The following is a 25,782-nucleotide window of genomic DNA, read 5'->3' on the forward strand; positions in this document are numbered from 1 at the left end:
ATCAATCCATCCCGCGGCGTGCTTCGCAGTGCAATAGATTCAAATGAAATGACAAATCAGTGACCATGAGGCTGCGCCTCGTGCGGAATGACGCCGTGCTGCTCGAGGCCGCCTCGCGCCAGCCAGGCATCGGTGCTCGCGACCGCACGCTCGATATGGTCGTCGGTCCGCGAAAAATCGTAGGGCGATCCCACCAGCGGACAGAGCGGCGGCACCACGACATATTCGATGTCGGACGCCACCCCCTCGAGCTCCGCCACCAATTGCCGGGCGATCAGCAGCGTCAGCGCATGCAGGGCATTGGCAACCGCGCCCACCGGCGGATCCTTCACCGCGCAGGCGTGCCCGGTCGGCAGCACGACCAGCCGTTTTGCGCCTTTCTTGATCGCGACCCGGACCGGGGTGTTCGAGGAGATCGCACCGTCGGCGAGGAACCGATTGCGGTAGTAGACCGGCGAGAACGCGCCGGGGATCGCAGTGGACGCCAGGATCGCGTCCACCGTCGCCCCCTCCGACAACACCACGCTCTCTCCGGAGACGAAATCGGTGGTGACGATGTGCACCGGAAGCGCGGCATCCTCGAGGTTGCGATAGGGGATGTGGTCCTCGACCAGCTTGCGGATGCCGTCATGGGGAATCAGGAAATCGCGCCGCCACATGAATCCGGCGAGGCTCTTCCAGGTGACCGGGAAGACATCATGACGCTTCAGGCCGCGCCAGACCGCCTCCAGCCCCAGCACGCCCTTGAGCGAGGGATTGCCAGCATAATAGGCTCCGTTGATCGCGCCGACGCTGGAGCCGACGACGAGATCGGCGACGACCCCGTGCCGCGCTAGCGAATGCATCATGCCGACCTGGATCGCTCCAAAACTGCCGCCGCCCGCCAGCACGAAGGCGGTCGGTTTCGGCGGACCATGGTCGATCACGGACAAGATTTGCGCAGCTCCCCAGCTCTCGCATTGCAACATCGCGGCGAGATTTTGGCGCGAGCTTATAACAAGGGGCGCGCGAGACGCGCCAATAACAAAGTCGGGGGAGGATGGTGAGGGACGTGGATGGCCTAGCGAGTGTGTGAGAGGCGAAATGGCAGCCTCACACTCAACTGACGTCCCCGCGAATGCGGGGACCCATAACCACAGGGAGAGGGTATGGCGCGAGCTGATAACCACTAGCCGTCGCCAAACCGCTTCCTGTGGTTATGGGTCCCGGGCTCGCGCTTCCGCCTTCGCTCTTCGAGCTACGGCGGACAAATCGCGCGCCCCGGGACGACACCGATGTTTTGGCTACGGAGCGTCAACCAAAAGCCGAACGGCGCTTACCGCTCGACGAACGCCTTCTCGATCACGAAATGGCCGGGCTTGTTGCCGGAGCCCTCGATGAAATCGCGGCCTTCGAACATCACCTTCAGCTCTTCCAGCATCGCCGGGCTGCCGCACATCATGATGCGGTCGGTTTCGATGTCGAGCGGGCCCTGTCCGATATCGTTGAAGATCTGCTCGGAGTTGATGAGGTCGGTGATGCGGCCACGGTTCTTGAACGGCTCGCGGGTTACGGTCGGATAGTAGATCAGCTTGTCCGCCAGCAGCTCCCCGAACAGCTCGTCCTCGCGCAAGGAAGCAACCAGCTTCTCGCCATAGGCAAGCTCGGAGACCTGGCGGCAGCCATGCACCAGCACGATGCTGTCGAACTGATCGTAGACCTCGGGGTCCTTGATCAGGCTGGCGAAGGGCGCGAGACCGGTGCCGGTCGAGAGCAGCATCAGCCGCTTGCCGGGAATGAGGTTGTCGGTGATCAGCGTGCCGGTCGCCTTGCGGCCGACCAGGATGGTGTCGCCTTCCTTGATCTTCTGCAGGCGCGAGGTCAGCGGACCGTCCTGAACCTTGATCGAGAAGAACTCGAGCTCTTCCTCGTGGTTGGCGCTCGCCATGCTGTAGGCGCGCAGCAGCGGACGGCCGTCGACCTCGAGGCCGATCATGGCGAACTGGCCGTTCTGGAAGCGGAAGCCGGTGTCGCGCGTGGCGCGGAAGCTGAACAGCGTGTCGGTCCAGTGCTGGACGGAAAGAACCTTCTCTCGGTAAAACGCGCTCATGATTTTCGATATTCCGAATAATTGCGGTTTTAGGGCAAAAGCGTTGCCCGGCCCCTGAAAACGGGGCGGACACCATTGCCATGGCGGAGGATTTCGCGTGTGTGATCTACGCCATTGAGGCCAATAATCAACCTCGTTCCGGATGCAATTGATGCCGCTCAAACCGGCATTTGCGGCGGAAATGGCCACATCATTAATGAATCTGCTGCCGGGCACGCGCGGCGGGCAATTTCTTTTCCCTTCAGGGCCTGATTGCAGCACTTAATTTCCGTCGCGCTCGCGAGAATTTCATTAAGAATAGCTCTGACTTTCACCCCGGCTTGGCGCCGTTTCCCGCATTTTTGCGGCTTTTGGCGACAGGAACGACTGAACACATGGCGAGCGGCGAGCGGATCTTCGTCCAGGCGATCAGGCGCTATTGCGCGACCCACGGCATCGCGCTCGATGTCCGCGCCGGCGGCTGGCTGCTCGCGATGCGCAGCCGCGCGAAGCGCCACTTCGCGTTCGGCTACGACATCGGCCTCAACAGCGCCATCGCGCACCGCCTTGCCAACGACAAATCGGCCACTGCCGAGGTGCTGGCGCTTGAGGGCGTACCATGCGTTCCGCATCACCTCTTCCTCAATCCGGAGCTGGGCAAGAACGTTGTTGGCCCCAATTGGCGAGACGCAATGCTCGAGCTGCTTCACGACCATCCGCAAGGCGTGGTGGTGAAGCCGAACGAGGGGACATCGGGGCGCTCGGTGTTCAAGGTGACGACGGAGGCGGAACTCGACCACGCGGCTGCCGAGGTCTTTTCGATGAGCGCCGGACTCGTGATCTCGCCCTATGTCGCGATCGAGCAAGAGGTGCGCGTGATCCTGCTCGATGATGTGCCACTCGTCGTCTACAGCAAGCAGCGTGGGTCGGATTGGCGACACAATCTCGATGCCGGCTCAAAGCCGGTGCTGCTGGAGGACGACAAGCATCGTACGGCCTGTGTCAAGCTCGCGACCGATGCCGCCAACGCCATCGGCATCGCTTTTGCGTCAATTGACGTGGTGCGCGTCGACCGTGATTGGCGCGTGCTCGAGATCAATTCCGGCGTGATGATGGAAGCGCTGGCGAAGCTGCATCCGGAGCTGGTGCAGGCGACGTACGACGCGGCGCTGGATCGGGTGTTTGGGGCATAACGTTGATTGAACTCTCGCGACAAAATGCACTGCGCCCCCTCTCCCCTTGTGGGAGAGGGTGGCTCGCCGCGTAGCGGCGAGACGGGTGAGAGGTCTCTCTCCTCAACGTAGATTTAACGTGCGGATAGAGACCCCTCATCCGGCGCTTCGCGCCACCTTCTCCCACAAGGGGAGAAGGAAGTAAGCGCTAATTGTTCGCGCTCGCGGAGTCGTCCATCGCCTTGAACGCCTCCTCCAGCTGCAGGGAGATCGGCACGTTCAGGCGTTCGCCGGTGGGCAGCCGCGCGGTGAACCATTTGTTGTAGAGCGGAACCAGATCGCGATTGGAGCCGAGCTTGCGGAAGGTGCGGTCGACCACCGCCGTCAGCTGAGGCTCACCCTTCCTGAACATGATGCCGTAGGGGTCATAGGACAGGTAATCGCCGGTGACGCGGAACTTGTCCTGCGCCTTGTGGCGCGCGATCAGGCCGGAGAGCAGGATGTCGTCCGTCGCGAACGCATCGGCCTTGCCGTCGACGAGCATCTGGTAGGACTGCTCGTGGTCGGGCGAGGTGACGATGTTGAGGCCGAGCGAGGACTTCTTGTCGGCGGCCTGGATCGCCTGCTCGTTGGTGGTGCCCTTCGTCACCACCACGGTCTTGCCCTTCAGATCGATCAACGACTGGACCTTTGACGCCTTCGGCACCATCAGCTTGGTGCCGGCGACGAACATCAAAGGCGAGAACGCGACGCGCTTGCCCCGCTCGGCATTGGCGGTGGTCGAACCGCATTCCAGGTCGATCTTGTTCTGGAGCACGGCGTCGATGCGGTCGTCCGAGGTGACCTTGACGTAGTCGATCTTCAGATCGGGATCGTCGACCTCGACGCCGATCTCCTCGACGATGGCCTCGCAGAGTTCGAGGCTGTAGCCGATCGGGCGGCCTGACTGGTCGAGGAAGGAGAACGGCGGCGAGCTCTCGCGATAGCCGAGCCGCACGGCGTGCCTGTTCTTGATGGCCGACAGCGTCGGGCTAAGCCCTTCACTGCCGCCGGTCTGGGCGGAGGCGCCGGTTGCCAGCAGGCACGCCGCCAGCAACAGGCCACCCGATATCGCCGTTGAAAGGCGCATGATGCACTCCCGTCAATGGCCGGCCATCGCGGGCAGTTCGCCCGGAACCATGTCCGGCGTCGTCGCTTCGCCGGGTCCGAGCTCGTGCTCGGGCCCGAGCTCACCTTCCCACTTCGCGACCACGGCGGTCGCGAGCGAATTGCCGATGACATTGGTGGCGCTGCGTCCCATGTCGAGGAACGTGTCAATGCCCATGATCATCAGCAGGCCTGCCTCGGGGATGCCGAACTGCGACAGCGTCGAGGCGATCACCACGAGGGATGCGCGCGGCACGCCGGCAACGCCCTTGGAGGTGATCATCAACGTCGCGAGCATCGCCAGCTGCGTCGCGAGCGACATCTCGATGTGGTAGGTCTGCGCGATGAAGATGCTCGCGAAGGTGCAGTACATCATCGTGCCGTCGAGATTGAAGGAGTAACCGAGCGGCAGCACGAAGCTCGAGATCCGCGACGACGCGCCGAACTTGGTCAGCCCCTCCAGCGTCTTCGGATAGGCCGCTTCCGAGCTCGCGGTGGAGAACGCGATCATCAGGGGTTCGCGGATCAGCTTCAGCAGATGGCTATATCGCGGCCCGATCACCACAAAGCCGACGATCATCAGGATGACCCACAGGATCCCAAGCGCGAGATAGAAGCCACCCATGAAGACGATGAGCTTCCACAGCACGCCGAGGCCGTTCTTGGCGACAGTGGCCGTGATGGCGGCCCATACCGCGAGCGGGGCGAACAGCATCACATAGCTCGTCACCTTGAGCATGATGTGAGCGACGTCGTCGATCATTGCCAGGATCGGCTTCGACCGTTCGGGCATCGAGCCCATCGCCACCGAGAAGAACACGGCGAAGATCACGATCTGCAGGATCTCGTTCTGCGCCATGGCGTCGGCGATCGAGGTCGGGATCAGATGGGTCAGGAATTTTTCGATCGAGAAGGCCGAGACCGGCAAGCCGGTCGATTGCCCCGCCTGCGGCAGCGTGCCGGGGAAGTTCGCGCCGGGCTGGAGCAGATTGACCATGACGAGGCCGAGCAGCAGCGACACGAAGGACGCGCTGACGAACCAGCCCATGGTCTTGGCGAAGATGCGCCCGAGCCGCGAGCCGCTGCCCATATGCGCGATGCCACCGACCAGCGTCGCAAACACCAGCGGCGCGATGATCATCTTGATCAAGCGCAGGAACATCATGGCGATCAGGTTGATGGAGGAAGCCCATTCGGCTCTGGTGTCAGGCAGGAAGTTGAAGATCGCCGCCCCCATGACGATGCCCAGCACCATCGCGGCCAGAATGTATTGCGTAAACTTGTTCGACATCGCTTACCCCCACCTACACCGGCGCTTCATGATGTCGCAGATATGACGACGACGCAACACGCTTGGCGTGCTCGCGCGATGGCCTGATGTTCCCGTTGCGAAACGGGTCGGCGCGATCTAGCCTTCATGCAGCGCACAACGAATGCGGCTTGCACGTTTTCTTTGCGCGGCTGCATCAATAATCGTCAAGCAAACGAAGAGGAAACGCCATGAGCAGCAGCATCAATCGCCAGATTCTTCTGGTCGAAAAGCCCAGCGGCAAGCTCGGTGCCGAGCACTTCAAGATGGTCGAGGGCGCGATGCCGGAGCCGAAGGACGGCGAGGCCTTGCTGCAGGTGCGTTACATCTCGCTCGACGCCGCTAACCGCGCCTGGATGCATGGCGCGACCTACCGCTCCGCGGTCGAGGCCAACAGCGTGATGGCCGGCGGCGGCATCGCTGAGGTCGTCAGCTCGAAGGCGCCGGGGCTGGCTGCCAGCGACATCGTGTTCGGCGACACCGGCTGGCAGGAGTTTGCCGCGGTGCCGGCAAAGCATCTCACGAAAATGCCGAAGCTCGAACCGATGACGCATCTGCTCAGCGTGTTCGGCATCGCCGGCCTCACCGCCTATTTCGGCCTGCTGGAGATCGGCAAGCCCAAAGAGGGCGAGACCGTCGTGGTGTCCGCGGCGGCCGGCTCGGTCGGCTCGATCGTCGGTCAGATCGCCAAGATCAGGGGATGTCGCGTGGTCGGCATCGCCGGCGGCGCAGACAAGTGCAACTGGCTGACCTCCGAGCTCGGCTTCGATGCCGCCGTCGACTACAAGGACGGCGCGGTGTTCAAGGCCCTGCGCGCGGCGGCGCCAAAAGGCATCGACGTCTATTTCGACAATGTCGGCGGCGACATTCTGGAAGCCTGCCTGCCGCAGATGAACAATTACGGCCGCATCGCCTGCTGCGGTGCGATCTCGCAATATGACGGCGCACCTGCCGCGCACGGCCCGCGCGGCGTGCCCGGCCTGATCGTGGTGAAGCGGCTCGTCATGCAGGGCTTCATCGTGATGGACTACATGAAGGAGAGCCAGCGCGCGCTCGCCGACCTCCAGGGCTGGGTCGCATCCGGCAAGCTGAAGGTGCAGGAGGACATCATCGACGGATTGGAGAATACGCCGAAGGCGCTGATCGGATTGCTGGCGGGAGAGAACCGCGGCAAGCGCATGGTCAAGCTCTGACGCCGTATTGTTCGAGCATGATCTCCGCGCAAACGCGTTCCGCGTTTGTCGCGAGGGAAAGCCGCGGCGCACTTTTCCGGATCATGCTCTAGTTACGTCGCAATTGCGCCCGTATAATCTACTTGCGGTAGAGGCCGAGGCAGCCAATGATGCTGCATGCGGCATCACCCGCAATGATTGCTTGCATTACATTTAAAAATTGTCGGCGTGACCGACAGGGCAGGGAATTTACCCAAATGTTCAACACGTTGAAACATGCATCAACGCGTCGCGCGCTGCTGGCGGCAACGCTCTTCGCAACTGCAACAGGCGCATTCGCGCAAGCGCCGACCGACGCTCAGAAGAGCGCCATCCGCTCCGCATGCCGCTCGGACTTCATGGCGCACTGCGCGAGTGTCACGCCCGGCGGCGTGGAGGCGTATCAATGTCTCCAGAAGAACATGTCCAGCCTGTCATCGGGATGCCAGACCGCGGTTCGCGCGGTCGAGCCCGCTGCGGCGCCGAAGACTGAAGCTGCACCCGCCAAGTCCGAACCGGCAAAGACCGAAGCGGCCCCCGCCGCCGCAGCCGCTCCGAAAGCGGCGGCGTCAAAGCAGCCGAGCAGCACGCAGATTGCCGCGGTCAAGAGCGCGTGCCGCGCCGATTATCCCAAGGTGTGCGCCAGCGTGCCGCCGGGTGGCGCCCCCGCCCTCGAATGTCTCGAGAAGAACAAGGCCAAGGTTTCGCCGGCCTGTGAGAAGGCGGTGAGCGCCGCAACCGGTGGCGGCGGCGCTGCTGCGACAGCAGCACCTGCGGGCGCAGCTCCTGCGGCAGCAGCACCGGCGGCGGCGCCGGCCGTGATCGTTCTGCGCCCGCTACGGCCGCGCGAAGAACTGTTCATCGTGCGCTCGGCCTGCGGTGCCGACATCCGCACGCTCTGCGCCGGCGTCGCGCCGGGCGGGGGCCGCATCGTGCAATGCATCTCCAGCAATGCCGCGTCGCTGTCACCCCCCTGCAAGGAAGTGCTGGCGCCATTCGCGGCGCGATAAGCGGCGCGGGATTGCGCGCCAAGCGCGCGCCACCGACCGGCCGCGCGCGAATGAATTTTCGCGCGCCTGCCGCGACAGACCCTTTGCAAGTAACCGATTTCGATCACGACAAGACCGGAGAAAGACATGCGTTCATTTCTGCTTATTGCTGCCGCGCTCCTCGCCTTCGGCGCGAGCATGACCTTTGAGTCTACCGATGCCAACGCGGTGGTGTGCGCCCGGGGCGTCTACCGCGCCGGCTGTGCCGGGCCGAATGCGGCCGTCGTGGTGCGCAAGCCGGTTCCCGCGGTCCGCTGTACCAGGGTGCTGGTGAACGGCGTCTACGTGAAGCGCTGCGTCTGACCCCGGATGGCCAAGCTCGCGCGGTTTGGCTATGGTTCGCAACGTCACTGCCCCGGACACGCGCCTGGCGCGTGTCCGGGAGTAAGCTTCGACGCGCCCCGCCTTCGATAATTCCGCTGGCGCGGACGGCCGGAGCACATTAGTGTACCCCTAGATAGTAAGTATACTGTCAATTAGGGAGGCAGACGTTGCGGATCGCCGTGATTGGCGGGGGGCCCGGTGGGCTCTATTTCGCCTATCTCTGGAAGAAGCGTCACCCCGAGGATCAAGTCGACCTGTTCGAACAGAACCCGGCCGACGCGACCTGGGGCTTTGGCGTCGTGTTCTCCGATCAGGCCCTGGAATTCCTGCGCGCCGACGACCCCGAAACGGTCGATGCGATCGCGCCGCATATGGAGAGCTGGGAGAACATCACGCTGAACCTTCACGGCGACAGCGTCGCCATCGACGGCGTCGGCTTCTCCTCGATCGGCAGGCTGGAGCTCTTGCAGTTCCTCCAGCAGCGCGCGCTCGACGCCGGCGTCACGCCGCGCTTCGACACGCAGATCCACGCCATCGACCAGCTCAACGGCCACGACCTGATCGTCGCGGCCGACGGGCTGAATTCGCTGGTGCGGCGCGCCTATGAGGGCGATTTCGGCACGTCGCTGTCCTACTCCTCCAACAAGTTCGTCTGGTACGGGACCTCGAAACGCTTCGACACGCTGTCGCAGACCTTCGTGAAGACCGACCGCGGCGCCTTCAATGCCCATCACTATCGCTACTCCCCGACCATGAGCACCTTCCTGGTCGAATGCGACCACGCGACATGGCAGGCCTATGGCTTCGCCTACAAGGATGCCGAGCAGTGCAAGGGCGTCTGCGAAGAGGTCTTTGCCGACACGCTGGGCGGCCACTGCCTGGTCTCCAACAAGTCGGTCTGGCGCAACTTTCCCTGGGTCTGGAACGAGCACTGGTCGTTCAAGAACATGGTGCTGCTCGGCGACGCCCTGCACTCGGCGCATTTCTCCATCGGCTCGGGGACGCGGCTCGCGATCGAGGACGCCATTGCGCTGGTCAAGGCGCTGGAGTCGGATGCGCATCTGTCGACCGCGCTGCACCGTTATCAGGCCGCGCGAAAACCGGTGGTGCAGAAGCTCGTCAATGCCGCGCGCACCTCGGCCTTCTGGTACGAGCACTTCGCCCAGCACATGCAGCTCGGCCTGATGGACTTCGCCTACAGCTACATCACCCGCTCCGGCCGCATCGACGACCCCCGGCTGCGCACGATGTCGCCCGCCTTCATGACGCGCTACGAGGCCGAGAAGAACGGCGGAGATGCCGCATGAGCAGCGAGATCCGCGATCAGGTGCCCGCCGACAGCCCGGGCGCCCGCGAAATCGGCTTTGCCATTCCGCAAACCTACAATGCCAGCCGCGTGCTGTTCGACCAGCTTGCCAAGGGCCGCGGCGCCAGGCCCGCGCTGATCGGGCCCGCGGGGACGCGCAGCTATGCCGAGCTTTGCGCGGAAGCTTGCCGCTGGGGCAACGGTTTCGCGTCGCTCGGCCTGAAGCGCGGCGACCGCGTGCTGCTGTTCCTCGACGATACCCCGGCCTATCCGGCCGCATTCTTCGGCGCAGTGCGTGCCGGCTTCGTACCGCTCCTGATCAACACGCTGACGCCGCCGGACCTGCTGCAATTCTATCTCGCCGATTCCGGCGCGGCGGTCGCGGTGGCGGATGCCGAATTCGCGACGCGCTTCGATGCGGAGGCCTGCAAGGCGACCTGCCTGCGGACGCTGATCGTCGTCAACGGCGACGCGCGCGGCCACGCCGCGCCTGCGGCGATCGCGGCGCCAGGCTGGCTCGCGCGGTTCCCGGCCGAGCTCGCGGAAGCGGACACCGATCGCGACGAGATGGCGTTCTGGATGTACTCCTCCGGCTCGACCGGCCGGCCCAAGGGCATCGTGCATCTCCAGCACGACATGGCCTACAGCGATGCCGCCTTTGCGCAGAACGTGCTGAAGCTGACGCCCGGCGACATCTGCTTCTCGGTGCCGAAGATCTTCTTCGCCTACGGTTTCGGCAACTCCGTTACCTTCCCGTTCTCCGCGGGTGCCGCGACGCTGCTGCTGCCGGGCCAGCCGAAGCCTGCATCGATCTTTGCCGCGATCGAGCAACACAAGCCGACGGTCTTCTTCGGCCTGCCGACGCTGTACACCTCACTGACCAAGGCGGAGGGAGCAGACAAGACCAACTTCTCGTCGCTGCGTATGTCGCTTTCGGCGGCCGAGGTCCTGTCTGCGGACGTCTTCAACGGCTGGAAGACTCTCACCGGCCTCGAGATCGTCGAAGGGCTCGGCTCGACCGAGGTGCTGCACATCTATCTCTCCAACCGCCCCGAACAGAAGAAGCTCGGCGCCGCCGGCCTGCGCGTGCCAGGCTACGAGGTCGCACTGCGCGACAAGGACGGCCGCGAGGTCGGCGACGACGAGGAAGGCATCCTGTGGGTGCGCGGCGATTCCAACACACCGCTGTACTGGAACCGGCCGGACAAATCCGCCGAGACCATCCGCGAGGGCGGCTGGATCTACACCGGCGACCGTTTCGTGCGCGATGCCGAAGGCTTCCACTTCTTCCGCGGCCGTGCCGACGACCTCATCAAGATCTCAGGCCAATGGGTCTACCCGCTCGAGGTCGAGCTGTGCCTCGCCGACCACCCCGATATCCGCGAATGCGCCGTGTTCGCCGCCGAGCTGCCGGACCGGCGCATGACGCTCAAGGCGGTGGTGGTGATGAACAACCGCGCGACCGATCAGAATGAGGCGACGCGGCGGCTACAGGATTACGTCAAGGGCAAGTTGCTTCCCTACAAATATCCGCGCGAGGTGATCTTCATCGACGAGCTGCCGAAGACGGGAACGGGGAAGATTGATCGGCAGGCGTTGCTGCGGATGTAGCAGTCCCAAACTCGCTGTCATCGCCCGCGAAGGCGGGCGATCCAGTATTCCGAGACGGCGAGAGATGCGGAGAAGCCGCGGCGTACTGGATTCCCCGCCTTCGCGGGGAATGACAGTTGAGACTGGGGCAACGGCGTCACTAAACACGAGAGACGCCCCGCCCTCACCCCGCCTTCCCCAGATGCTCCAGCGCGTCCTCCGCGCGCAGCGGCACGCGCGAGGCCTCGTTGTTGAGGTCGACGAGCTGCACCAAAAGCCCCATCAACGCCTTGCGGTCGGCGGGTTTCAGCGGCTCCAGCATCCGCGCCTGGGCGCGCTCGTCGGCCGGGATGATCTCGCGCAGGATCGCGGCGCCTGATTTCGTCAGATAGAGCAGCTTGATCCGCTTGTCTTCGGGTGCCGGCTTGCGTTCGATAAAATCCTTGGCCTGCAGCCGCTCGATCACGCTGCCGAGGGTGGAGCGGTCGAAGGCGATCACCGCCGACAGCCGTGTCGCGTCGATGCCGGGATGGGTGTGAATCGCGATCAGCACCGCATATTGCACCGGCGTAAGATCGAACGCCTTGCACTCCTCCATGAAGATCGAGACTGCGATCTGCTGCATGCGCCGGAACAGATAGCCCGGCGCGGCATAGACCGCGTCGATCGTGATCGGAAGGGCGGGCTTACTCGGCATCGGGCTGCTTCTCCGGCGCGGCGCTTGCGAAGGCCGGCAGCGCCTTTGCCGCAGCCTCCGCCTTCAGCAGCCGCGGATAGGCCGACACATCGACGCCGAAGCGGCGGGCATTGGCGAGCTGCGGCACCAGGCAGAGATCGGCGAGCGTCGGCCCATCGCCGAAGCAGAACGGCCCCGCCTCGTCCCTGATCAGCGTCTCGCAGGCCGACAGCCCCTCGCGGTTGACCCACGCCGCCCAGTCCTGGACCTTCTCCTCGGCAAGGCCGAGCTCGCGCAGCCGCGCCAGCACCTTCAAATTCTGCACCGGGTGGGTGTCGCAGGCGATCGCCAGCGCGAACGCCCTCACCTTCGCGCGTGGCAGCGGATCCTTCGGGAGCAGCGGCGGATTGGGATGCGTCTCGTCGAGCCATTCGATGATGGCGACCGATTGGGTCAGTACCGCTCCCGCATCGTTCTCCAGGGTCGGCACCAGCCCTTGCGGATTGATGGCGAGATAGGCGGGCGCACATTGCTCGCCCTTGCGAAGATGATGCGGCAGGTGCTCGGCGCCGAGACCCTTGAGGTTCAGCGCGATCCGCACCCGATAGGCGGCGCTGGAGCGGAAATAGCCGTGCAGCTTCATCGGAACCCTCCCTGTATTTTGTTCGTCATTCCGGGGCGACGCGTTAGCGTCGAGCCCGGAATCCATAACCACGATCGGGAGTATGGATTCCGGGCTCGCGCCTTTCGGCGCGCCCCGGAATGACAGCGGCTTTGTAGGCCGTTCGTCACGTTGACGCTACCTAGATCGTCAGCATACTGTCAATCAACAAAACGAACGGGAGCCGTACCATGGAAGCCGTGACCAAGACGCCGGAACGCGAGGCGTTCTACCGGAAGATCGACGGCGAAAACCTCACCGCGCTGTGGACGGTGATGGGCGATTTGATCACGCCGGAGCCGAAGAGCGCCTGCCGCCCGCATCTGTGGAAATTCGACGTCATCCGCGACTACATGACGGAAGCGGGCCGACTGATCACGGCCAAGGAAGCCGAGCGGCGCGTGCTGGTGCTGGAGAACCCCGGCCTGCGCGGCCAGTCGAAAATCACGACCTCGCTCTATGCCGGCGTGCAGATGGTGGTGCCCGGCGACGTCGCGCCCGCACACCGGCACAGCCAGTCGGCGCTGCGCTTCGTGCTCGAAGGCAAGGGCGCTCACACCGCGGTCGACGGCGAGCGTACCGCGATGGAGCCCGGCGATTTCATCATCACGCCGTCGATGACCTGGCACGACCATTCCAACGAGACCGATGAGCCGATGTTCTGGCTCGACGGCCTCGACATCCCGCTGGTGCAGTTCTTCGACTGCTCTTTTGCGGAAGGCTCCAAGGAAGACCAGCAGAGGATCACAAGGCCTGCCGGCGACAGCTTTGCGCGCTACGGCCACAATCCGCTGCCGGTCGACGCGAAGCGATCGTCCAAGACCTCACCGATCTTCAGCTATCCCTATGCCTACACCCGCGAGGCGCTGGAGAAGGCCCGCGCGAGCCAGGAGTGGGACGCCTGCCACGGATTGAAGCTGAAATTCAGCAACCCCGAGACCGGCGATTTCGCAATGCCGACCATCGGCACCTTCATCCAGCTGCTGCCAAAGGGTTTCGAGACCGCACGCTACCGCGCGACCGATGCGACGGTGTTCTGTCCGATCGAGGGCAAGGGACGCAGCCGGATCGGCGATGCCGTTTTTCGAATGGGGCCCGCGCGATCTGTTCGTGGTGCCGAGTTGGCAGTGGGTGACGCACGAGGCCGAAGACGACGCCGTGCTGTTCAGCTTCTCGGATCGCCCGGTGCAGCAGAAGCTGGATCTGTTTCGCGAGGATCGCGGGAACGCGTGAGCCGCCGGTCTCGTAGGGTGGGCAAAGGCGCCCTTGCGCCGTGCCCACCACAGTTCAGCGACTGATGAAGAGATGGTGGGCACGCTTAGGCTTTGCCCACCCTACGGTCGCACGGGTTGTGGCTACCGCCAGTGCAGCAACCGCGTCTCCAGCCAGCCAATCACCTTCCCCACCACAAGCCCGAACACCGACAGGATCACCACGCCCGCGAGCAGCTGGTCCGTCTGCATCAGATTGCCGGCCTGAAGCACAAAGGCGCCGATGCCGTATTGGGCGCCGATCATCTCGGCACTGACGACCAGCAGCAGTGCGACGGACGCGGTGATGCGGAAGCCGGCGAGGATGGCGGGCAGCGCGCCGGGCCAGATCACCTTGCGCACGATGGTGGCGAAGGGAACGTTGAAACTCTGCGCCATGCGGATGAGGTTGCGCGGCACCGCATCGACGCCGCTATAGACCGAGATCGCGGTCGAGAAGAACACGCCGAGCGCAATGGTCGCGATCTTCGGCTCTTCGCCGATGCCGAGCCAGAGAATGAGCAATGGCAGCAGTGCGATCTTCGGGATCGGGAACAGCGCCGAGATGAAGGTGATGCCGACGCTGCGCGCAAGCCGCGACAGGCCGATGGCGAAGCCGACCGCGACGCCGGCCGCCGTTCCCAGCACCCAGCCGACGCCGATGCGCAGGATAGAGGCCGACAGATGCTGCCAGAGCGCGCCTGACATCGCGAGCTCGTAGATCGCCCGCGCGATCGCAGCCGGCGCCGGCAGGAACAGCGGATTGACCAGCCCGGCGCTGCCGGCCGCCTGCCAGATCGCGATGACGAGGGCGAGCGCGATCCAGCCGCCGAAGCGGCTGCTGGCGGGCACGAAGCCGGCGCCGCGAAAACGGACGCGCCGCGTCGTGTCGTCCTTCGCAGACATCCCCGCGCGATCAAGCATGCTGAACCTCGCGCTCGGCGTCGATCGCCTCGTTGCGGATCAGCGACCAGATCTGGTTCTGAAGCGCCAGCAGCTTTTCACGCGCAGCGATCTCGCCGCGCTCGGTGCGCGTCATCGGTACGGTCACGACCTCGCGAATGCGGCCCGGCCGCCGCGACAGCACCACGATGCGGTCGGCGAGCCGTGCGGCTTCCTCGAGATTGTGGGTGACATAGACCGCGCCCATGCCGCCATCGGCGAGCAGGCGGACGAAATCTTCCATCAGCAGCTCGCGTGTTTGTGAATCCAGCGCCGACAGCGGCTCGTCCATCAGCAGGATGGCGGGCTTGACCGCAAGCGCGCGCGAAATGCCGACGCGCTGGCGCATGCCGCCGGAGAGCTGCTTCGGATAGGTTGTGCGGAAGTCGGTCAGGCCGGTGCGACGCAAGGCATCGTCGACCAGCGCGCGGCGCTGCACGGCCGAGAGCTGGGTATGCAGCAGCGGGAATTCGACATTCTCCTCCACCGTCGCCCAGGGCAGCAGCGCGAAATCCTGGAACACGAAGGTCAGCGGATTGAGGCTGTCCGCCGGCGGAGACCCGCGCAGCTCGGGTGCGCCCGAAGTCGGCTGCAACAGCCCGCCGAGAATCGACAGCAGCGTGCTTTTGCCACATCCCGAAGGCCCGACGATCGCCACCACTTCGCCGGCGCTGACGGTGAAGGAAACGTCGTCGAGCACGGCGAGGTCACCGAAGCGATGGCTGATGTGGTTGGCGATCAGGTCCATTCTATCTCTGTCGTCTGTTCCGGTCGTTCCGGGATGGTCCGAAGGACCAGCCCCGGAATGACAAAGGTTTAGTCCGCCTTCACAAAATCCTTGGCGATGATCGTGTTCACATCAAAGCCCTTGTCGGCAAAGCCCTGCTCCTGGAGCCATTTGATCTGGTTGTCGACGTTCTTGACGTCCAGCTTGCCGTCGGGATCGATATAGGCGCAATTGCCGACCACCTGCTCGACCGGCAAGTTGGTGTATTTGGCGATGATCTCCAGCAGCGGCTTGGTCTTGTCGTTGATGGGCGCGACGCCGTCCTTCATGGCGGCGAGGATGACGTCGTGATATTCGCGGTCGGCTTTCGCGAGCACGCCGAGAAATTTTGTCACCAGCACCTTGTTGGTCAGCGTCTTGGGCGAGGCGAACACCGCGCCCAATTGCCAGGGCGTCTCGTCGCCGACCCATCCCAAAAACTTCGCGCCGCCCTCGTCCATCAGCTTTCGCGCGGTGGAGATCGGCAGCAGCGCCGCATCCACGGTTTCGCCCTTCAAGGCGGCGGCTGCGTTCGACAGCGATTGCAGCGGCACGATCTTCACGTCTGCGAGCTTGAAGCCGAATTTGTCGGCGAGCAGCCCCAGCGAATAGTGAAAGGATGAGCCAACCTGCGTCACGGCTATGCGCTTGCCCGCGAGGTCCTTCGGAGTCTTCAACCCGGCGGCATAGGCGTTGTTGCTGGCGAAATAGCCGATCAGGGGATAACCGGCCTTCTCGCGGCTCATGCCGCCGATCACTTTCAGCGTGCCTTTGCCGGCGAGATTGTAGAGACCGGCGGTGAAGGCGGTGACGCCGAAATCGATGTCGCCCGAGGTCGTCGCGACCGCGATCGGCTGCGCCGCATCGAAGAACTTCAGCTCGACGTCGAGACCGGCCTCGCGGAAATAGCCCTTGTCCTGCGCAATGAAGACGGGCGCGGACGACGACAGGCGGAGCACGCCGACCCTGGCCTTCAGCGCGTCTTCGGCCCGGGCCGTGCCCATCGCTGTGATCGCCATCAGGCCAGCCAGTGCGAGCCGCGCAATCCCGATCATCCCGTGTCCTCCGTCGTCGTTCTCTCGGTCGTAATGTTACAACCGTCACAAACCTTCGGGCACGGGCTGGTCCCGCCCGATGAAGGCGCCCTGTTGTTTCAACGTTTCCTGTAATTTTTCAATGGGGATGTCGCGCGGGATGCGGTTTCCTGAGAGCGCGAGCGCCGCGGCGGAACCTGCGGCCTCCCCCATCACGAAACAGGCACCGGAAACCCGCGCCGCCGACTGGCCCTCATGGGTCATCGAGGCGCAGCGGCCAGCGACGAGGAGATTGTCGACGCCTTCGGGCACCAGCATCCGGTAAGGCAGCTCGTTATAGCCGCGCGATTCCGGGATTGGCGGGAACGTGAAGACGACGTCGCCGGGAACATGGGCCTCGATCGGCCAGCCATTGACGCCGATCGAATCCGCGAACGAGGCACAGCCGAGCACGTCCTCGCCGCTGAGCTGGTAGCCGCCCTTGATGCGGCGGGTCTCGCGGATGCCGAGCTGCGGCGGCAAATCGACGATGTAGGATTTTTCAAAGCCCGGCACGGTGCTGCGCAGGAACTCGAATGCGGCCAGCGCCTGCTTGCGGCCCTCGATCTCGCCGCGGGTGAGGTCGTCGGGCTCGATGCCGTTGATGGCATGGCCGTCCTCGCGCGCCACTTGCGTGAAATTCACCCGCCATTCGATGCCTGACTTCTGCGGCCGCACGATCGCGCTCTTGCGCGGGAATGTGTGGGTGCCGGCGGCGATCGCCTTCTCCATCAATTGCGGGATGGTCCGCCAGGCATCGCCCGCCTTGTCGGGATCGATGCCGTTGAGGCGGAGCATCATCGAGGGGTACATCGGATGGCCGTGCTCGTCGCCGAGCTCGAACGGCGCCCCGGCCCAGACCGCGAGGTCGCCGTCGCCGGAGCAATCGATGAAGATCTCGGCGCGGACCGCCTGCCGTCCGGCCTTGGTCTCGACCATCAGCGCATCGATGCGGCTGTTATCGCCCATCACGACGCCGGCACCGAGCGCATGGAAGAGGATGTGCACCTTGTGGCTTGCGAGCAGCTCGTCGGCCGCGATCTTGTAGGCCGCGGTGTCATAGGCCTGGGCGAAGACCTTGCCGAGGATCAGATGCGGCGCGTTGAGGCCGTTCAAATGATCGATCCGCGCCAGCAGCTCGGACGCCATGCCCTGCACCAGCCGGTGGGCCTGGCCGTAGACATTGCCATGCAGGCCGCAGAAATTGGTGACGCCGGCAGCCGTGCCCATGCCGCCGAGGAAGCCGTAGCGCTCGATCAGCAGCGTCTTTCGACCCGCGCGCGCCGCTGACGCCGCCGCCACGATGCCGGCAGGGCCGCCGCCGAGAACGACGACTTCATATTCGCCGTAGAGCGGCACCTGGCGTGCCGGTTCTTCGATCATCATGGCCCGCATGCGCGTCCGCTCCCAAAATCTCTTGCTTGAAGCCGACTATGAATTAACGCAGGGCGAGCTACAATCCACCAAAATACGCGATCAGCTTTCTCGAATCGAGAAAGGTCGACATGGACATCCTGGTAAACCTTCAGGCCTTCCTCGCCACGGCGGATACGGCCGGATTCTCTGCCGCCGCGCGCAAACTCAATGTCTCGACCTCGGTCGTCGCCAAGCGCGTCACGCAACTGGAGGCACGGATTGGCGCGCCGCTGTTCCATCGCTCGACCCGGCAACTGCGCCTGACGGAGGCCGGCCAGCGCTATGTGCATCGCGCCCGCAGTGTCGTCGCCGATGCCACCGACCTGCTCTCGCGAATGGGCGAGAAGGGACACGATCTCGTCGATCACCTCCGCATCAAGGCGCCGACCTCGCTCACCGTGGCGCGCCTTGCCGACGCCTTCAGCGCCTTCCAGACGCAGAACCCGCGATTGAAACTCGAGATCGTGCTGATCGACCGCCCGGTCGATCCCGTCACCGAAGGCTTTGACATCGCCATCGGCGCCTTCCCTCATTCCTTCGGCGGCGTGGTCGACGAGCCGCTGTGTCCGCTGAAGCGGCTGCTCTGCGCCTCACCGGCCTATTTGAAGAAACACGGCGCGCCAAAGCACCCGCGCGACCTCGTCGACCATCGCTGCCTCAGCTTCCTGCCGACGGGACCGGAGTGGATCTTCGACGGCCCGCGCGGGCGCATCAGCATCCAGGTCAGCCCGCTGCTCTCCTCCAACGAGGGCCATGTGCTGGCGCGCAGCGCGATCGCCGGCAACGGCATCGCGCTGATCTCCCATTATCTCGTGGCGGATGCCCTGCGCGACGGTACGCTCAAGCCGGTGCTGCGCGACTTTCCAATTCCCGAGCTGTGGATCAAGGCCGCGATCCCCGAGCGGCGGCGCAACGCCGCCGCGGTGCAGGCTCTCTTGCGCGAATTGAAGAGCGCGCTGCTACCGGTGCTGTAAGGCCGCCTCGTGCGCCCCCATGGCGTCGCCGGCTTCTCCGGGTTCAGGCCGCCGAGCGGATGGTGTGGAGGAAATCGTCGACGTTCGACCTCATCGAATCCGCCTGCTGCTTCAGGGCGGCTGCGACCGTCAGGGCGGCTTCGGCACCGGCGTCGGTCTCGCCCGCCACGGCGCGCACCTGACCGATTTCCTGCGTCACCGCCGTGGTGCCGTTGGCCGCCTCCTCGACGTTGCGCGCGATTTCGCCAGTGGCCGCGCCCTGCTCTTCGACGGCCGCGGCAATCGCCGTGGCGATGTCGGCCAGTTCCTTGACGGTGGAGCCGAACTGCCTGATCGCCTGAACCGATTGGCCGGTCGCGCTCTGGATGGTCGCGATCTGGCTGGCGATCTGCTCGGTCGCCTGCGCCGTCTGGGTGGCGAGACTCTTGACCTCGCTGGCGACGATCGCGAAGCCTCGTCCGGCGTCGCCGGCGCGCGCCGCTTCGATGGTCGCGTTCAGCGCCAGCAGATTGGTCTGGCTGGCGATGGCCTGAATCAGCTGAATGATGGTGCCGATCTTCTCAGCCGCATCCGACAGCCCATGCATCAATTCGGAGGTGCGGTTGGTCTCGTCGGTCGCCCTGTTCGAGACCGCGACGGAGCGGTGCACCTGGCTCGAGATTTCACGGATCGAGGCCGCGAGTTGCTGGGTGGCGGAGGCGACGGTCTGCACATTCATCGATGCCTGCTCGGCGCGGGTCGCGACCGCTTCGGCGAGCCCGCGTCCGCGTTCGGCGACCTTTGCCAACTCCTCGGCGCTGCGCCCCATGTCGTCGGCACGGCCGCCGACACCGGAAATGACTCCCTGCATGCCCTGCTCGAAGCGGCCGGCAAGATCCGACATCATGCGGGCGCGGTCAGCCTCGCTGGCTTCGCGCTGTGCCGTCGCCTCACCTTCCATGCGGCGAACCGCCAGCGCGTTTTCGCGGAACACCTCGACGGCGCGCGCCATGCGGCCGATTTCGTCGCGCGAGTCGCCGCCCGGGATCGGCTCATCGAGCTCGCCCGCCGCCAGCGATTGCATCCGGTCGGTCATGCTGCGAATCGGACCGGACACGCTGGCGCCGATCAACCACGCCAGCACCGCTCCCAGCAGCAGCGCGCCGGCCGCGGTCGCGATGACGGTCTGCTTGGTCTGATCGACCGCTGCCGCGGTCTTGTCGCCCTGCTCGGCGCGCACGGTGCCGAGCTTCGCGTTGATCTTGTTGACGTGGTCGTCGATTGCCGCACTGGCTTTCTTCAATTCGGCCTGCCTGGCGCGCAGATCGGCGGCCACCTTGATGACCTCGTCCAGCGCGGCCGCGTCGGCAGTGATCGCGGTCTTGAGCGCGGCGACCAGCGCCTTCAGTTTGGCGTCGCTCGCCCCCGCCAGCTCAGCCTCGGTGTCTGCGATCGCCAGCTGGGCATAGGACAACGCCTGCCTGGCGTCGTCGGCATCGCCCGTCGACAAAGTGGAGCCATAGCGCATCACGGTGATCCGCAGTGCGTCAACGACGCCGGCCAGACGCATCGGGTTGACCAGCCGTTCCGCGTCTTCGGACCGGTTGGCGAGCGCAACCTGGATACCGCTGACATTGAGGCCGGCGGCTGCACCCTGGGCGTCGGTTTTCGTGGTCGCGGCGCGCAGCCGATCCGCCGCCTCCGCTGCCGCGGTGAACGACGAGCGATAGGTTTCCAGCGCGGTCTTGACCGGGCCGATGCCTTCCGCGATCGCTTGCAGCTTGCCGAACTGCCGGTCGACCTGATCGGCCAGTTTGCCGACGCCGTCGATGGCCTTGGCCGCGGCATCCTTGTCGCCGACATTCCAGGTTCGGATGAATTTCTCGACCGCCGAGTTCGCCTCCAGAAGCGCGGCCCGCGCCTGTGACATGCCGGCGTCGCCGGCAGCGCTGGTCACGAGCTCATTGACCGTTCCGCCGATCCGCTCGACCTGGACCATGGCGAAGCCCGCGAGCAGGACCAGAAAGCTGAGAACCAGCGCGAAGCCGCCGAACACGCGCGGACGAACGCCGACGCGGGACATCATGTGCGATAATTTCATGGCAAATCCGAAATTCTTCAACGGGTGGAGCGGATGGCGGCGAGCAGATCCTTGCCAAACCGCTTCTCGAATTCCTGATCGAGCGGCTTGACCGCGTCGACGAAGGGCTGGCGATCGAATGTCTCGATGACGTCCATGCCGCCGCTACGCACTTGCTCGAGCGATGCGGCATCGAGCTTCGCCTGCCAGGTCGCCTCCGCTCCCTCCTTCGCCAGCGCGATCAGCATGGCCTGGTCGGCCGGCGGAAGCTGTTCGAACATGGCACGGTTGGCGACGAACGCGATCGGCGCGAAGAAGTGACCGGTCAGCGTGAGGTATTTCTGGACTTCGTAGAGCCGGGAGCCGGCGATGGTCGGCACCGGATTTTCCTGCCCATCGAGCCGGCCGTCCTTCAGCGCGGTATAGACCAGCGGAAATTCCATCGGGACCACTTCGGCGCCGAGCGCCTTGAACGTCATCTGGTAGATCTCGTTCGGAATGACGCGAATCTTGAGACCTTTGATATCCTCGGGCGTGCGAACCGGCCGTTTGGAATTCGTGACGTTGCGAAATCCCTGTCGGCCGATTGCCAGCAGCGTCAGCCCCTTGTCAGCGAATTTGGTGGCGATTGCCGCGCCGGCCGGACCTTGTGCCACGGCCTTCGCGTGGGCTGTGTCGCGGAACAGGAAGGGAATGTCGAACACGCCAAGTTCGGGGACGACCGAACTGACCACAGACCCCGACAGCACCGCCATATCGACCGAGCCGGCCCGGGTCGCCGCCAGGATGGCGTTCTCGCTGCCGAGCGCGTTGGTGGCACGCTCGTCGATCACGATGCGCTTGCCGGCCGATGCCACCAGCTTCTGGCGAAACTCATCGGCCCCGATTTGCTGCGGGCTCCCCAGCTGGGAATTGAATGCCAGAGAGATCAATCGCGGTGAAGCGGCAGCCGGTTGCAGAACCAGCAGCCCTGCCGCCGCGGCGACGATCGATCCGGCTTTCCAAAGTCCCAAAACTCGTCTGTGCATTCGACACCATGGCGTGACAATTGTCGTAACCCTAATGGCGGGGAATGATTGAACCCTTAAGGAAGGCCCCGCGGAATTACGGAGATTCGCCTCGATCCGTCGCCGACGAAATTTGGGACGGAGGTCCGATGCAGATGGTATCGGATTGCTGTCTGATAATGAGTGGTTCGAGGGAATTACGATGGGATCAAGGATACACGTGGCCGCCGCCATCGCGATCTGCATCATGGGAGGTACGGCCCCGGCCCGCGCCGAGGTCGCGCAATGCCGGTTCATCCAGGCCAAGCCGGAGCGCGAAGCGTGCTACCAACGTCAGGAAGCCGCGCTGGCCGCCAAGCGCAAGCCGGAGCCCAGCGCGGAAAGCAAGACGCTCGAATCGATGCGCCAGATGCGGCAGGACGACGATGCCGTCTATCGCAGCATCAACAACATCTGCCGCGGCTGCTGAACGGTGCAACTTGTCACCGAAGTGACGGAAGGGAACGTCGATGCAAATTGAGGACGTTGGGGCCCTGAAGAGCGCAATAGACTCCGGGTGGGCTCCCGAATTTCTGCTGTTTTGGGGGCATACCCCAAAGGATCAAAGGATCGATAAGCACGTGCTCAGCCAGTGGTGGCCGGCAACGTTCTCCGTTGACGCTCGGACATACGCGACCGCCGAACACTAAATGATGGTCCGGAAGGCCGAGCTGTTCGGGGATCAAGAGACTCTCGCTGCCATTCTGTCTTCGTCCAGCCCCTCTGAGGCGAAGAGCCTTGGCCGGGCCGTGCGCGGCTTTGATGAAGAGCATTGGATTGCACATCGCTTCGAGACGGCGGTACGCGGCAATTTTGCGAAGTTCGGCCAAAACGCCGAGCTTGAAGACTGGCTGCTGGCGACGGGCGATGCGGTGCTTGTGGAGGCCAGCCCTGTCGACAGGATTTGGGGCATCGGTCTTGCTGCCGACGACAAGCGGGCAAGAGAGCCTCACAAATGGCGCGGACTGAATCTGCTGGGTTTTGCGCTCATGAAAGTTCGCCACTTGCTGAGATCAAAACGGTTGGCGAGCCCCCCTTTCCCCTAGCCGCTACCCCAATTCGCCGCTCGCTTCTCCGCGAACGACGCCAGGCCCTCCGCCGCCTCGGCGCTCTGGCGCTTGACCGAATGCAGGCGCACGAGCCGCTTGTACGCGGCATCGTCCACGGCCATCCCGCCGAACGAGCTCTCCAGCGCGAGCCGCTTGGTCTCGGCCATCGCCTCCGGTCCGTTGGCAAGGAGCTGCTCGACCACCTTGGCGCCGGCGGCTTCGAGGTCGGCGAGCGGGACGACCTCGTGGACGAGGCCGATGCGACGGGCGTCTTCGGCACCGAAACGTTCGCCGGTCAGCGCGTAACGGCGGACTTGCCGTACACTAATGGCATCGCAAAGCTGCGGGATGATGATCGCGGCGGTCAGGCCCCAGCGCACCTCCGTGATCGAGAACAGCGCATTGTCCGCCGCGATCACGACATCGCAGGCGGCAATCACGCCGGTGCCGCCGCCAAAACAGCCGCCCTGCACCAGCGCGACCGTCGGGATTGGCAAGGTATTGAGCCGCTGCACGGCCTCGAAGGTCGCCCGCGACGCCGCCTCGTTCGCCTCAGGCGATTGCGGCCGCACGCCGTTGATCCATTTGAGGTCGGCGCCGGCCTGGAAATGCTTGCCGTTGCCCCGGAGCACGACGACGCGAAGGTTGGACTTCCCGCCGAGATCGTCCATGGCTGCGAGCACGCCTGCGATCAATGCGCCGTCATAGGCATTGTTCACTTCAGGCCGGTTCAACGTGACGGTCGCAACCCCACGCTCATCGAGGGTCCACAGGACGGGGTTGGCAGTCATCGGCGATCCTCCGGGCATCTTGTTTGCCGCCCACTATGGCTGAGGCAACTCATCCCGATCCATATCTTTCCGGCGTAGGGCGGCCGCGTCCATCGCATGGCGGCTTGTGTCATGCTGCTGCCGGGCGACATCACGGGATCAGGGACGGGACATCACACCATGCGCATCTGCATTTTCGGCGCGGGCGCCGTCGGCAGCCATATCGCGGTCAGGCTGGCCCGCGCCGGCCATGAGGTCTCGTGCGTGATGCGCGGCGCCCATCTGGAGGCGGTCCGCGCCAATGGCCTGAAGCTGCGCGTCGGCGATTCCGAGGTCACCGCCAAGGTGAGCGCCTCCGGCGATGCGGCCCAGCTCGGCCCGCAGGACGTCGTGATCAGCACGCTCAAGGCGACCGCGCTGACGGGGCTGGTCGCCAGCATAAAACCGCTGCTCCATGACGACACCGCGATCGTCTTTGCGCAGAACGGTATTCCCTGGTGGTACGGCATCGGCCTGCCGCCGCGGCATCCGACGCCGCCCGACATTTCCTTCCTCGACCCCGGCGGGCGCTTGCGCGCATGCATTCCGAAAGAGCGGATCGTCGGCGGCGTCGTCTTCTCCTCCAACGAGGTGATCGCGCCCGGTGTGGTGCAGAACCTGACGCCGGACCGCAACCGCCTGCTGATCGGCGAATGCGACGACCGCAATTGCGAGCGCATCACCAGGCTTCGCGGCGTTCTCAACGACGCACGGCTGGAATCGCCGCCGGTGGCGGAGATCCGCGAGGCGATCTGGTCAAAGCTCCTGACCAACATGTCACTGTCGGTGCTGTGCCTGCTCACCGGCCAGACCGCGCGCGGCGTGCGCGACGACCCCGCCTTTGCCGAGGTCATTCCGCGCATGCTGAACGAGGCCAACGACATCGCGCAGCACTTCATCCCCGAGGTCAAGCGCGTGACGCGCAGCGGCCCCGCCCCCAACCACAAGCCGTCGCTGCTCCAGGATTACGAGCTTGGCCGCGCCATGGAGATCGACGTGCTGGTGAAGGCGCCCGCCGCCTTCGCCCGCACCGCCGGCCTGTCGACGCCGACGCTCGACCTGATCGCCGCGCTCGCGATCCAGAAGGCGCGCGACAAAGGGCTTTATTCCGCTTGAGCCTTAAGCGAGCTCATCGATCCAGGCCGTGAGCGTGTCGAGCACCTCTGCAAGCGCCTCTTCATTGGTCCGGCCGGACTTCTTCAGCACCGCGAAGGAATGATCGCCGCCGGCGACCTCGTGCAGCGTCGCCTTCGGGCCGAGCTGCGCAATCACGGGCTTGAGGAGGCCGAGATCGGCAAGCCCGTCGCGCGTGCCTTGCAGGAACAGCATCGGGATCTCGACATGGGCCAGGTGCTCGGCGCGCTCCGTCGACGGCTTCTTGTCGGCGTGCAGGGGAAAGCCGAGGAAGGCGAGCCCTTTGACGTCAGGCAGCGGCGCCTTGGACTGCGCCTGCGAGGTCATGCGCCCGCCGAAGGATTTTCCGCCGGCGACAAGCTTCAGACCGGGGCAGAGCCGCGCTGCGTCCGCGACTGCCGCGCGGATGGTGGCGTGGGCGACCGCCGGCTGGTCAGGACGGCCCTGCTTGTTTTCCATGTAGGGAAAATTGAAGCGGAACGTCGCGATGCCACGATCGGCGAGCCCCTCCGCAATCTTGTCCATCGATGCATGCCGCATCCCTGCACCGGCGCCGTGCGCAAGGACGTAGCAGGCGCGCGCATTGGCCGGCTGCACCAGGATCGCGGAGACCGTGCCGATGCGCTCGATGTCGAGCTTGAGCTCTTGAGTTTTGGTCGCCACAATCAGCCATCCCGACAGACGCGTTTTCCGGCCGCCTTGGTAGCGTCACCGGCGCAGCGTGAAAACACAATAATTGCCGCCGCCGACCA

General features: G+C 64.7%; 24 protein-coding genes and 1 pseudogene. 11 read left to right on the top strand and 14 right to left on the bottom strand.

The annotated features are described in order from the left end of the window. Nucleotides 1-56: 56 nt before the first annotated feature. Together J4G43_RS48970 and J4G43_RS48975 are read right to left on the bottom strand one after the other, a co-directional pair. Nucleotides 57-968, bottom strand: a complete 912-nt coding sequence (locus tag J4G43_RS48970) for a patatin-like phospholipase family protein (protein ID WP_408581399.1) — start codon at nt 966-968, stop codon at nt 57-59. A gap of 347 nt (nt 969-1,315) precedes the next feature. Then, the gene (locus J4G43_RS48975) at nt 1,316-2,089 is read right to left on the bottom strand and encodes a ferredoxin--NADP reductase (RefSeq protein WP_014490313.1); all 774 of its coding nucleotides are present in this window, start codon (nt 2,087-2,089) and stop codon (nt 1,316-1,318) included. Between the two features lie 374 nt (nt 2,090-2,463). Here J4G43_RS48975 and J4G43_RS48980 point away from each other — a divergent pair, with 374 nt between their 5' ends. Continuing rightward, entirely contained in the window at nt 2,464-3,261 is a 798-nt protein-coding gene (locus tag J4G43_RS48980) for an ATP-grasp domain-containing protein (RefSeq protein ID WP_208089146.1), read from the top strand. Nucleotides 3,262-3,448: 187 nt separating this feature from the next. Here J4G43_RS48980 and J4G43_RS48985 read toward each other — a convergent pair whose 3' ends face one another. Together J4G43_RS48985 and J4G43_RS48990 are read right to left on the bottom strand one after the other, a co-directional pair. Beyond that, nucleotides 3,449-4,369: an amino acid ABC transporter substrate-binding protein gene (locus tag J4G43_RS48985; RefSeq protein ID WP_208089147.1), complete on the bottom strand. Its 921-nt coding sequence runs from the start codon at nt 4,367-4,369 to the stop codon at nt 3,449-3,451. 12 nt (nt 4,370-4,381) lie between these two features. Beyond that, complete coding sequence (locus J4G43_RS48990; RefSeq protein WP_063980689.1) at nt 4,382-5,677, bottom strand: dicarboxylate/amino acid:cation symporter; 1,296 nt, start codon at nt 5,675-5,677, stop codon at nt 4,382-4,384. A 209-nt stretch (nt 5,678-5,886) separates the two neighbouring features. Between J4G43_RS48990 and J4G43_RS48995 the strand changes: the two genes are divergently transcribed. The 5 genes from J4G43_RS48995 (at nt 5,887) to J4G43_RS49015 (ending at nt 11,196) form a co-directional block, all read left to right on the top strand. Then, on the top strand, nt 5,887-6,888 hold the full coding sequence (locus J4G43_RS48995) for an NADP-dependent oxidoreductase (protein WP_208089148.1): 1,002 nt from the start codon (nt 5,887-5,889) through the stop codon (nt 6,886-6,888). 236 nt (nt 6,889-7,124) lie between these two features. Then, a complete protein-coding gene (locus J4G43_RS49000) occupies nt 7,125-7,916 on the top strand; it encodes a cysteine rich repeat-containing protein (RefSeq protein WP_208089149.1) in 792 nt (263 codons plus the stop codon). 126 nt (nt 7,917-8,042) lie between these two features. Further along, the gene (locus J4G43_RS49005; RefSeq protein WP_028148322.1) at nt 8,043-8,258 is read left to right on the top strand and encodes a hypothetical protein; all 216 of its coding nucleotides are present in this window, start codon (nt 8,043-8,045) and stop codon (nt 8,256-8,258) included. 188 nt (nt 8,259-8,446) lie between these two features. Then, nucleotides 8,447-9,586 carry an FAD-dependent monooxygenase gene (locus J4G43_RS49010; protein ID WP_085398803.1) on the top strand — a complete coding sequence of 380 codons (1,140 nt, stop codon included), beginning with the start codon at nt 8,447-8,449 and terminating at the stop codon, nt 9,584-9,586. Further along, nucleotides 9,583-11,196, top strand: a complete 1,614-nt coding sequence (locus tag J4G43_RS49015; RefSeq protein WP_208089150.1) for a benzoate-CoA ligase family protein — start codon at nt 9,583-9,585, stop codon at nt 11,194-11,196. The genes J4G43_RS49010 and J4G43_RS49015 overlap by 4 nt, the downstream gene beginning before the upstream one ends. A 163-nt stretch (nt 11,197-11,359) precedes the next feature. On the opposite strand, the gene J4G43_RS49020 is transcribed toward J4G43_RS49015, so the two are convergent. Then, nucleotides 11,360-11,872, bottom strand: a complete 513-nt coding sequence (locus J4G43_RS49020; protein WP_208089151.1) for a MarR family winged helix-turn-helix transcriptional regulator — start codon at nt 11,870-11,872, stop codon at nt 11,360-11,362. Further along, nucleotides 11,862-12,494, bottom strand: coding sequence for a maleylacetoacetate isomerase (gene maiA / locus J4G43_RS49025; protein ID WP_208089152.1), 633 nt, complete (start codon nt 12,492-12,494; stop codon nt 11,862-11,864). Before maiA ends, J4G43_RS49020 begins: the two co-directional genes overlap by 11 nt. 209 nt (nt 12,495-12,703) lie before the next feature. On the opposite strand from maiA, the pseudogene gtdA reads away from it, so the two are divergent. After that, nucleotides 12,704-13,745: pseudogene (gtdA, locus tag J4G43_RS49030) on the top strand (gentisate 1,2-dioxygenase). A gap of 122 nt (nt 13,746-13,867) precedes the next feature. On the opposite strand, the gene J4G43_RS49035 reads toward gtdA, so the two are convergent. From J4G43_RS49035 to J4G43_RS49050, 4 genes are all read right to left on the bottom strand, one after another. Then, the gene (locus J4G43_RS49035; protein WP_208089153.1) at nt 13,868-14,686 is read right to left on the bottom strand and encodes an ABC transporter permease; all 819 of its coding nucleotides are present in this window, start codon (nt 14,684-14,686) and stop codon (nt 13,868-13,870) included. Next, nucleotides 14,679-15,452: an ABC transporter ATP-binding protein gene (locus J4G43_RS49040; RefSeq protein WP_071908427.1), complete on the bottom strand. Its 774-nt coding sequence runs from the start codon at nt 15,450-15,452 to the stop codon at nt 14,679-14,681. Before J4G43_RS49040 ends, J4G43_RS49035 begins: the two co-directional genes overlap by 8 nt. A gap of 68 nt (nt 15,453-15,520) precedes the next feature. Then, a complete protein-coding gene (locus tag J4G43_RS49045) occupies nt 15,521-16,525 on the bottom strand; it encodes an ABC transporter substrate-binding protein (protein WP_208089154.1) in 1,005 nt (334 codons plus the stop codon). 45 nt (nt 16,526-16,570) lie between these two features. Continuing rightward, nucleotides 16,571-17,938 (bottom strand): FAD-dependent oxidoreductase, encoded by a 1,368-nt coding sequence (locus tag J4G43_RS49050; RefSeq protein WP_208089155.1) that lies wholly within the window; start codon nt 17,936-17,938, stop codon nt 16,571-16,573. Between the two features lie 110 nt (nt 17,939-18,048). Here J4G43_RS49050 and J4G43_RS49055 point away from each other — a divergent pair, with 110 nt between their 5' ends. Next, nucleotides 18,049-18,933, top strand: a complete 885-nt coding sequence (locus J4G43_RS49055) for a LysR family transcriptional regulator (RefSeq protein WP_208089156.1) — start codon at nt 18,049-18,051, stop codon at nt 18,931-18,933. A gap of 43 nt (nt 18,934-18,976) precedes the next feature. On the opposite strand, the gene J4G43_RS49060 is transcribed toward J4G43_RS49055, so the two are convergent. Together J4G43_RS49060 and J4G43_RS49065 are read right to left on the bottom strand one after the other, a co-directional pair. Further along, entirely contained in the window at nt 18,977-21,013 is a 2,037-nt protein-coding gene (locus tag J4G43_RS49060) for a methyl-accepting chemotaxis protein (protein ID WP_208089157.1), read from the bottom strand. Between the two features lie 17 nt (nt 21,014-21,030). After that, complete coding sequence (locus J4G43_RS49065; protein ID WP_208089158.1) at nt 21,031-22,020, bottom strand: TRAP transporter substrate-binding protein; 990 nt, start codon at nt 22,018-22,020, stop codon at nt 21,031-21,033. A 199-nt stretch (nt 22,021-22,219) separates the two neighbouring features. On the opposite strand from J4G43_RS49065, the gene J4G43_RS49070 reads away from it, so the two are divergent. Beyond that, the gene (locus J4G43_RS49070; RefSeq protein ID WP_225005592.1) at nt 22,220-22,468 is read left to right on the top strand and encodes a hypothetical protein; all 249 of its coding nucleotides are present in this window, start codon (nt 22,220-22,222) and stop codon (nt 22,466-22,468) included. 220 nt (nt 22,469-22,688) lie between these two features. Continuing rightward, nucleotides 22,689-23,084 (top strand): riboflavin biosynthesis intermediates N-glycosidase, encoded by a 396-nt coding sequence (locus tag J4G43_RS49075; protein ID WP_225005594.1) that lies wholly within the window; start codon nt 22,689-22,691, stop codon nt 23,082-23,084. Here J4G43_RS49075 and J4G43_RS49080 read toward each other — a convergent pair. Next, entirely contained in the window at nt 23,081-23,878 is a 798-nt protein-coding gene (locus J4G43_RS49080) for an enoyl-CoA hydratase-related protein (protein WP_208089159.1), read from the bottom strand. The two genes, J4G43_RS49075 and J4G43_RS49080, sit on opposite strands and share 4 nt — an antisense overlap. Before the next feature lie 159 nt (nt 23,879-24,037). Here J4G43_RS49080 and J4G43_RS49085 point away from each other — a divergent pair, with 159 nt between their 5' ends. Beyond that, nucleotides 24,038-25,012 carry a ketopantoate reductase family protein gene (locus J4G43_RS49085; protein ID WP_135215913.1) on the top strand — a complete coding sequence of 325 codons (975 nt, stop codon included), beginning with the start codon at nt 24,038-24,040 and terminating at the stop codon, nt 25,010-25,012. A 3-nt stretch (nt 25,013-25,015) separates the two neighbouring features. Here the strand turns inward: J4G43_RS49085 and J4G43_RS49090 are convergent, their stop codons facing one another. Then, nucleotides 25,016-25,693 carry an alpha/beta hydrolase family protein gene (locus J4G43_RS49090; protein ID WP_208089160.1) on the bottom strand — a complete coding sequence of 226 codons (678 nt, stop codon included), beginning with the start codon at nt 25,691-25,693 and terminating at the stop codon, nt 25,016-25,018. Nucleotides 25,694-25,782: the final 89 nt, after the last annotated feature.

The organism is Bradyrhizobium barranii subsp. barranii, assembly GCF_017565645.3.
Classification (GTDB): domain Bacteria; phylum Pseudomonadota; class Alphaproteobacteria; order Rhizobiales; family Xanthobacteraceae; genus Bradyrhizobium; species Bradyrhizobium barranii.

Coding starts and splice junctions, on each gene's coding strand:
- J4G43_RS48970 (WP_408581399.1), bottom strand. CDS start 968: ATGTTGCAATGCGAGAGCTGGGGAGCTGCGCAAATCTTGTCCGTGATC.
- J4G43_RS48975 (WP_014490313.1), bottom strand. CDS start 2,089: ATGAGCGCGTTTTACCGAGAGAAGGTTCTTTCCGTCCAGCACTGGACC.
- J4G43_RS48980 (WP_208089146.1), top strand. CDS start 2,464: ATGGCGAGCGGCGAGCGGATCTTCGTCCAGGCGATCAGGCGCTATTGC.
- J4G43_RS48985 (WP_208089147.1), bottom strand. CDS start 4,369: ATGCGCCTTTCAACGGCGATATCGGGTGGCCTGTTGCTGGCGGCGTGC.
- J4G43_RS48990 (WP_063980689.1), bottom strand. CDS start 5,677: ATGTCGAACAAGTTTACGCAATACATTCTGGCCGCGATGGTGCTGGGC.
- J4G43_RS48995 (WP_208089148.1), top strand. CDS start 5,887: ATGAGCAGCAGCATCAATCGCCAGATTCTTCTGGTCGAAAAGCCCAGC.
- J4G43_RS49000 (WP_208089149.1), top strand. CDS start 7,125: ATGTTCAACACGTTGAAACATGCATCAACGCGTCGCGCGCTGCTGGCG.
- J4G43_RS49005 (WP_028148322.1), top strand. CDS start 8,043: ATGCGTTCATTTCTGCTTATTGCTGCCGCGCTCCTCGCCTTCGGCGCG.
- J4G43_RS49015 (WP_208089150.1), top strand. CDS start 9,583: ATGAGCAGCGAGATCCGCGATCAGGTGCCCGCCGACAGCCCGGGCGCC.
- J4G43_RS49020 (WP_208089151.1), bottom strand. CDS start 11,872: ATGCCGAGTAAGCCCGCCCTTCCGATCACGATCGACGCGGTCTATGCC.
- maiA (WP_208089152.1), bottom strand. CDS start 12,494: ATGAAGCTGCACGGCTATTTCCGCTCCAGCGCCGCCTATCGGGTGCGG.
- J4G43_RS49035 (WP_208089153.1), bottom strand. CDS start 14,686: ATGCTTGATCGCGCGGGGATGTCTGCGAAGGACGACACGACGCGGCGC.
- J4G43_RS49040 (WP_071908427.1), bottom strand. CDS start 15,452: ATGGACCTGATCGCCAACCACATCAGCCATCGCTTCGGTGACCTCGCC.
- J4G43_RS49045 (WP_208089154.1), bottom strand. CDS start 16,525: ATGATCGGGATTGCGCGGCTCGCACTGGCTGGCCTGATGGCGATCACA.
- J4G43_RS49050 (WP_208089155.1), bottom strand. CDS start 17,938: ATGCGGGCCATGATGATCGAAGAACCGGCACGCCAGGTGCCGCTCTAC.
- J4G43_RS49055 (WP_208089156.1), top strand. CDS start 18,049: ATGGACATCCTGGTAAACCTTCAGGCCTTCCTCGCCACGGCGGATACG.
- J4G43_RS49060 (WP_208089157.1), bottom strand. CDS start 21,013: ATGAAATTATCGCACATGATGTCCCGCGTCGGCGTTCGTCCGCGCGTG.
- J4G43_RS49065 (WP_208089158.1), bottom strand. CDS start 22,020: ATGCACAGACGAGTTTTGGGACTTTGGAAAGCCGGATCGATCGTCGCC.
- J4G43_RS49075 (WP_225005594.1), top strand. CDS start 22,689: ATGATGGTCCGGAAGGCCGAGCTGTTCGGGGATCAAGAGACTCTCGCT.
- J4G43_RS49080 (WP_208089159.1), bottom strand. CDS start 23,878: ATGACTGCCAACCCCGTCCTGTGGACCCTCGATGAGCGTGGGGTTGCG.
- J4G43_RS49085 (WP_135215913.1), top strand. CDS start 24,038: ATGCGCATCTGCATTTTCGGCGCGGGCGCCGTCGGCAGCCATATCGCG.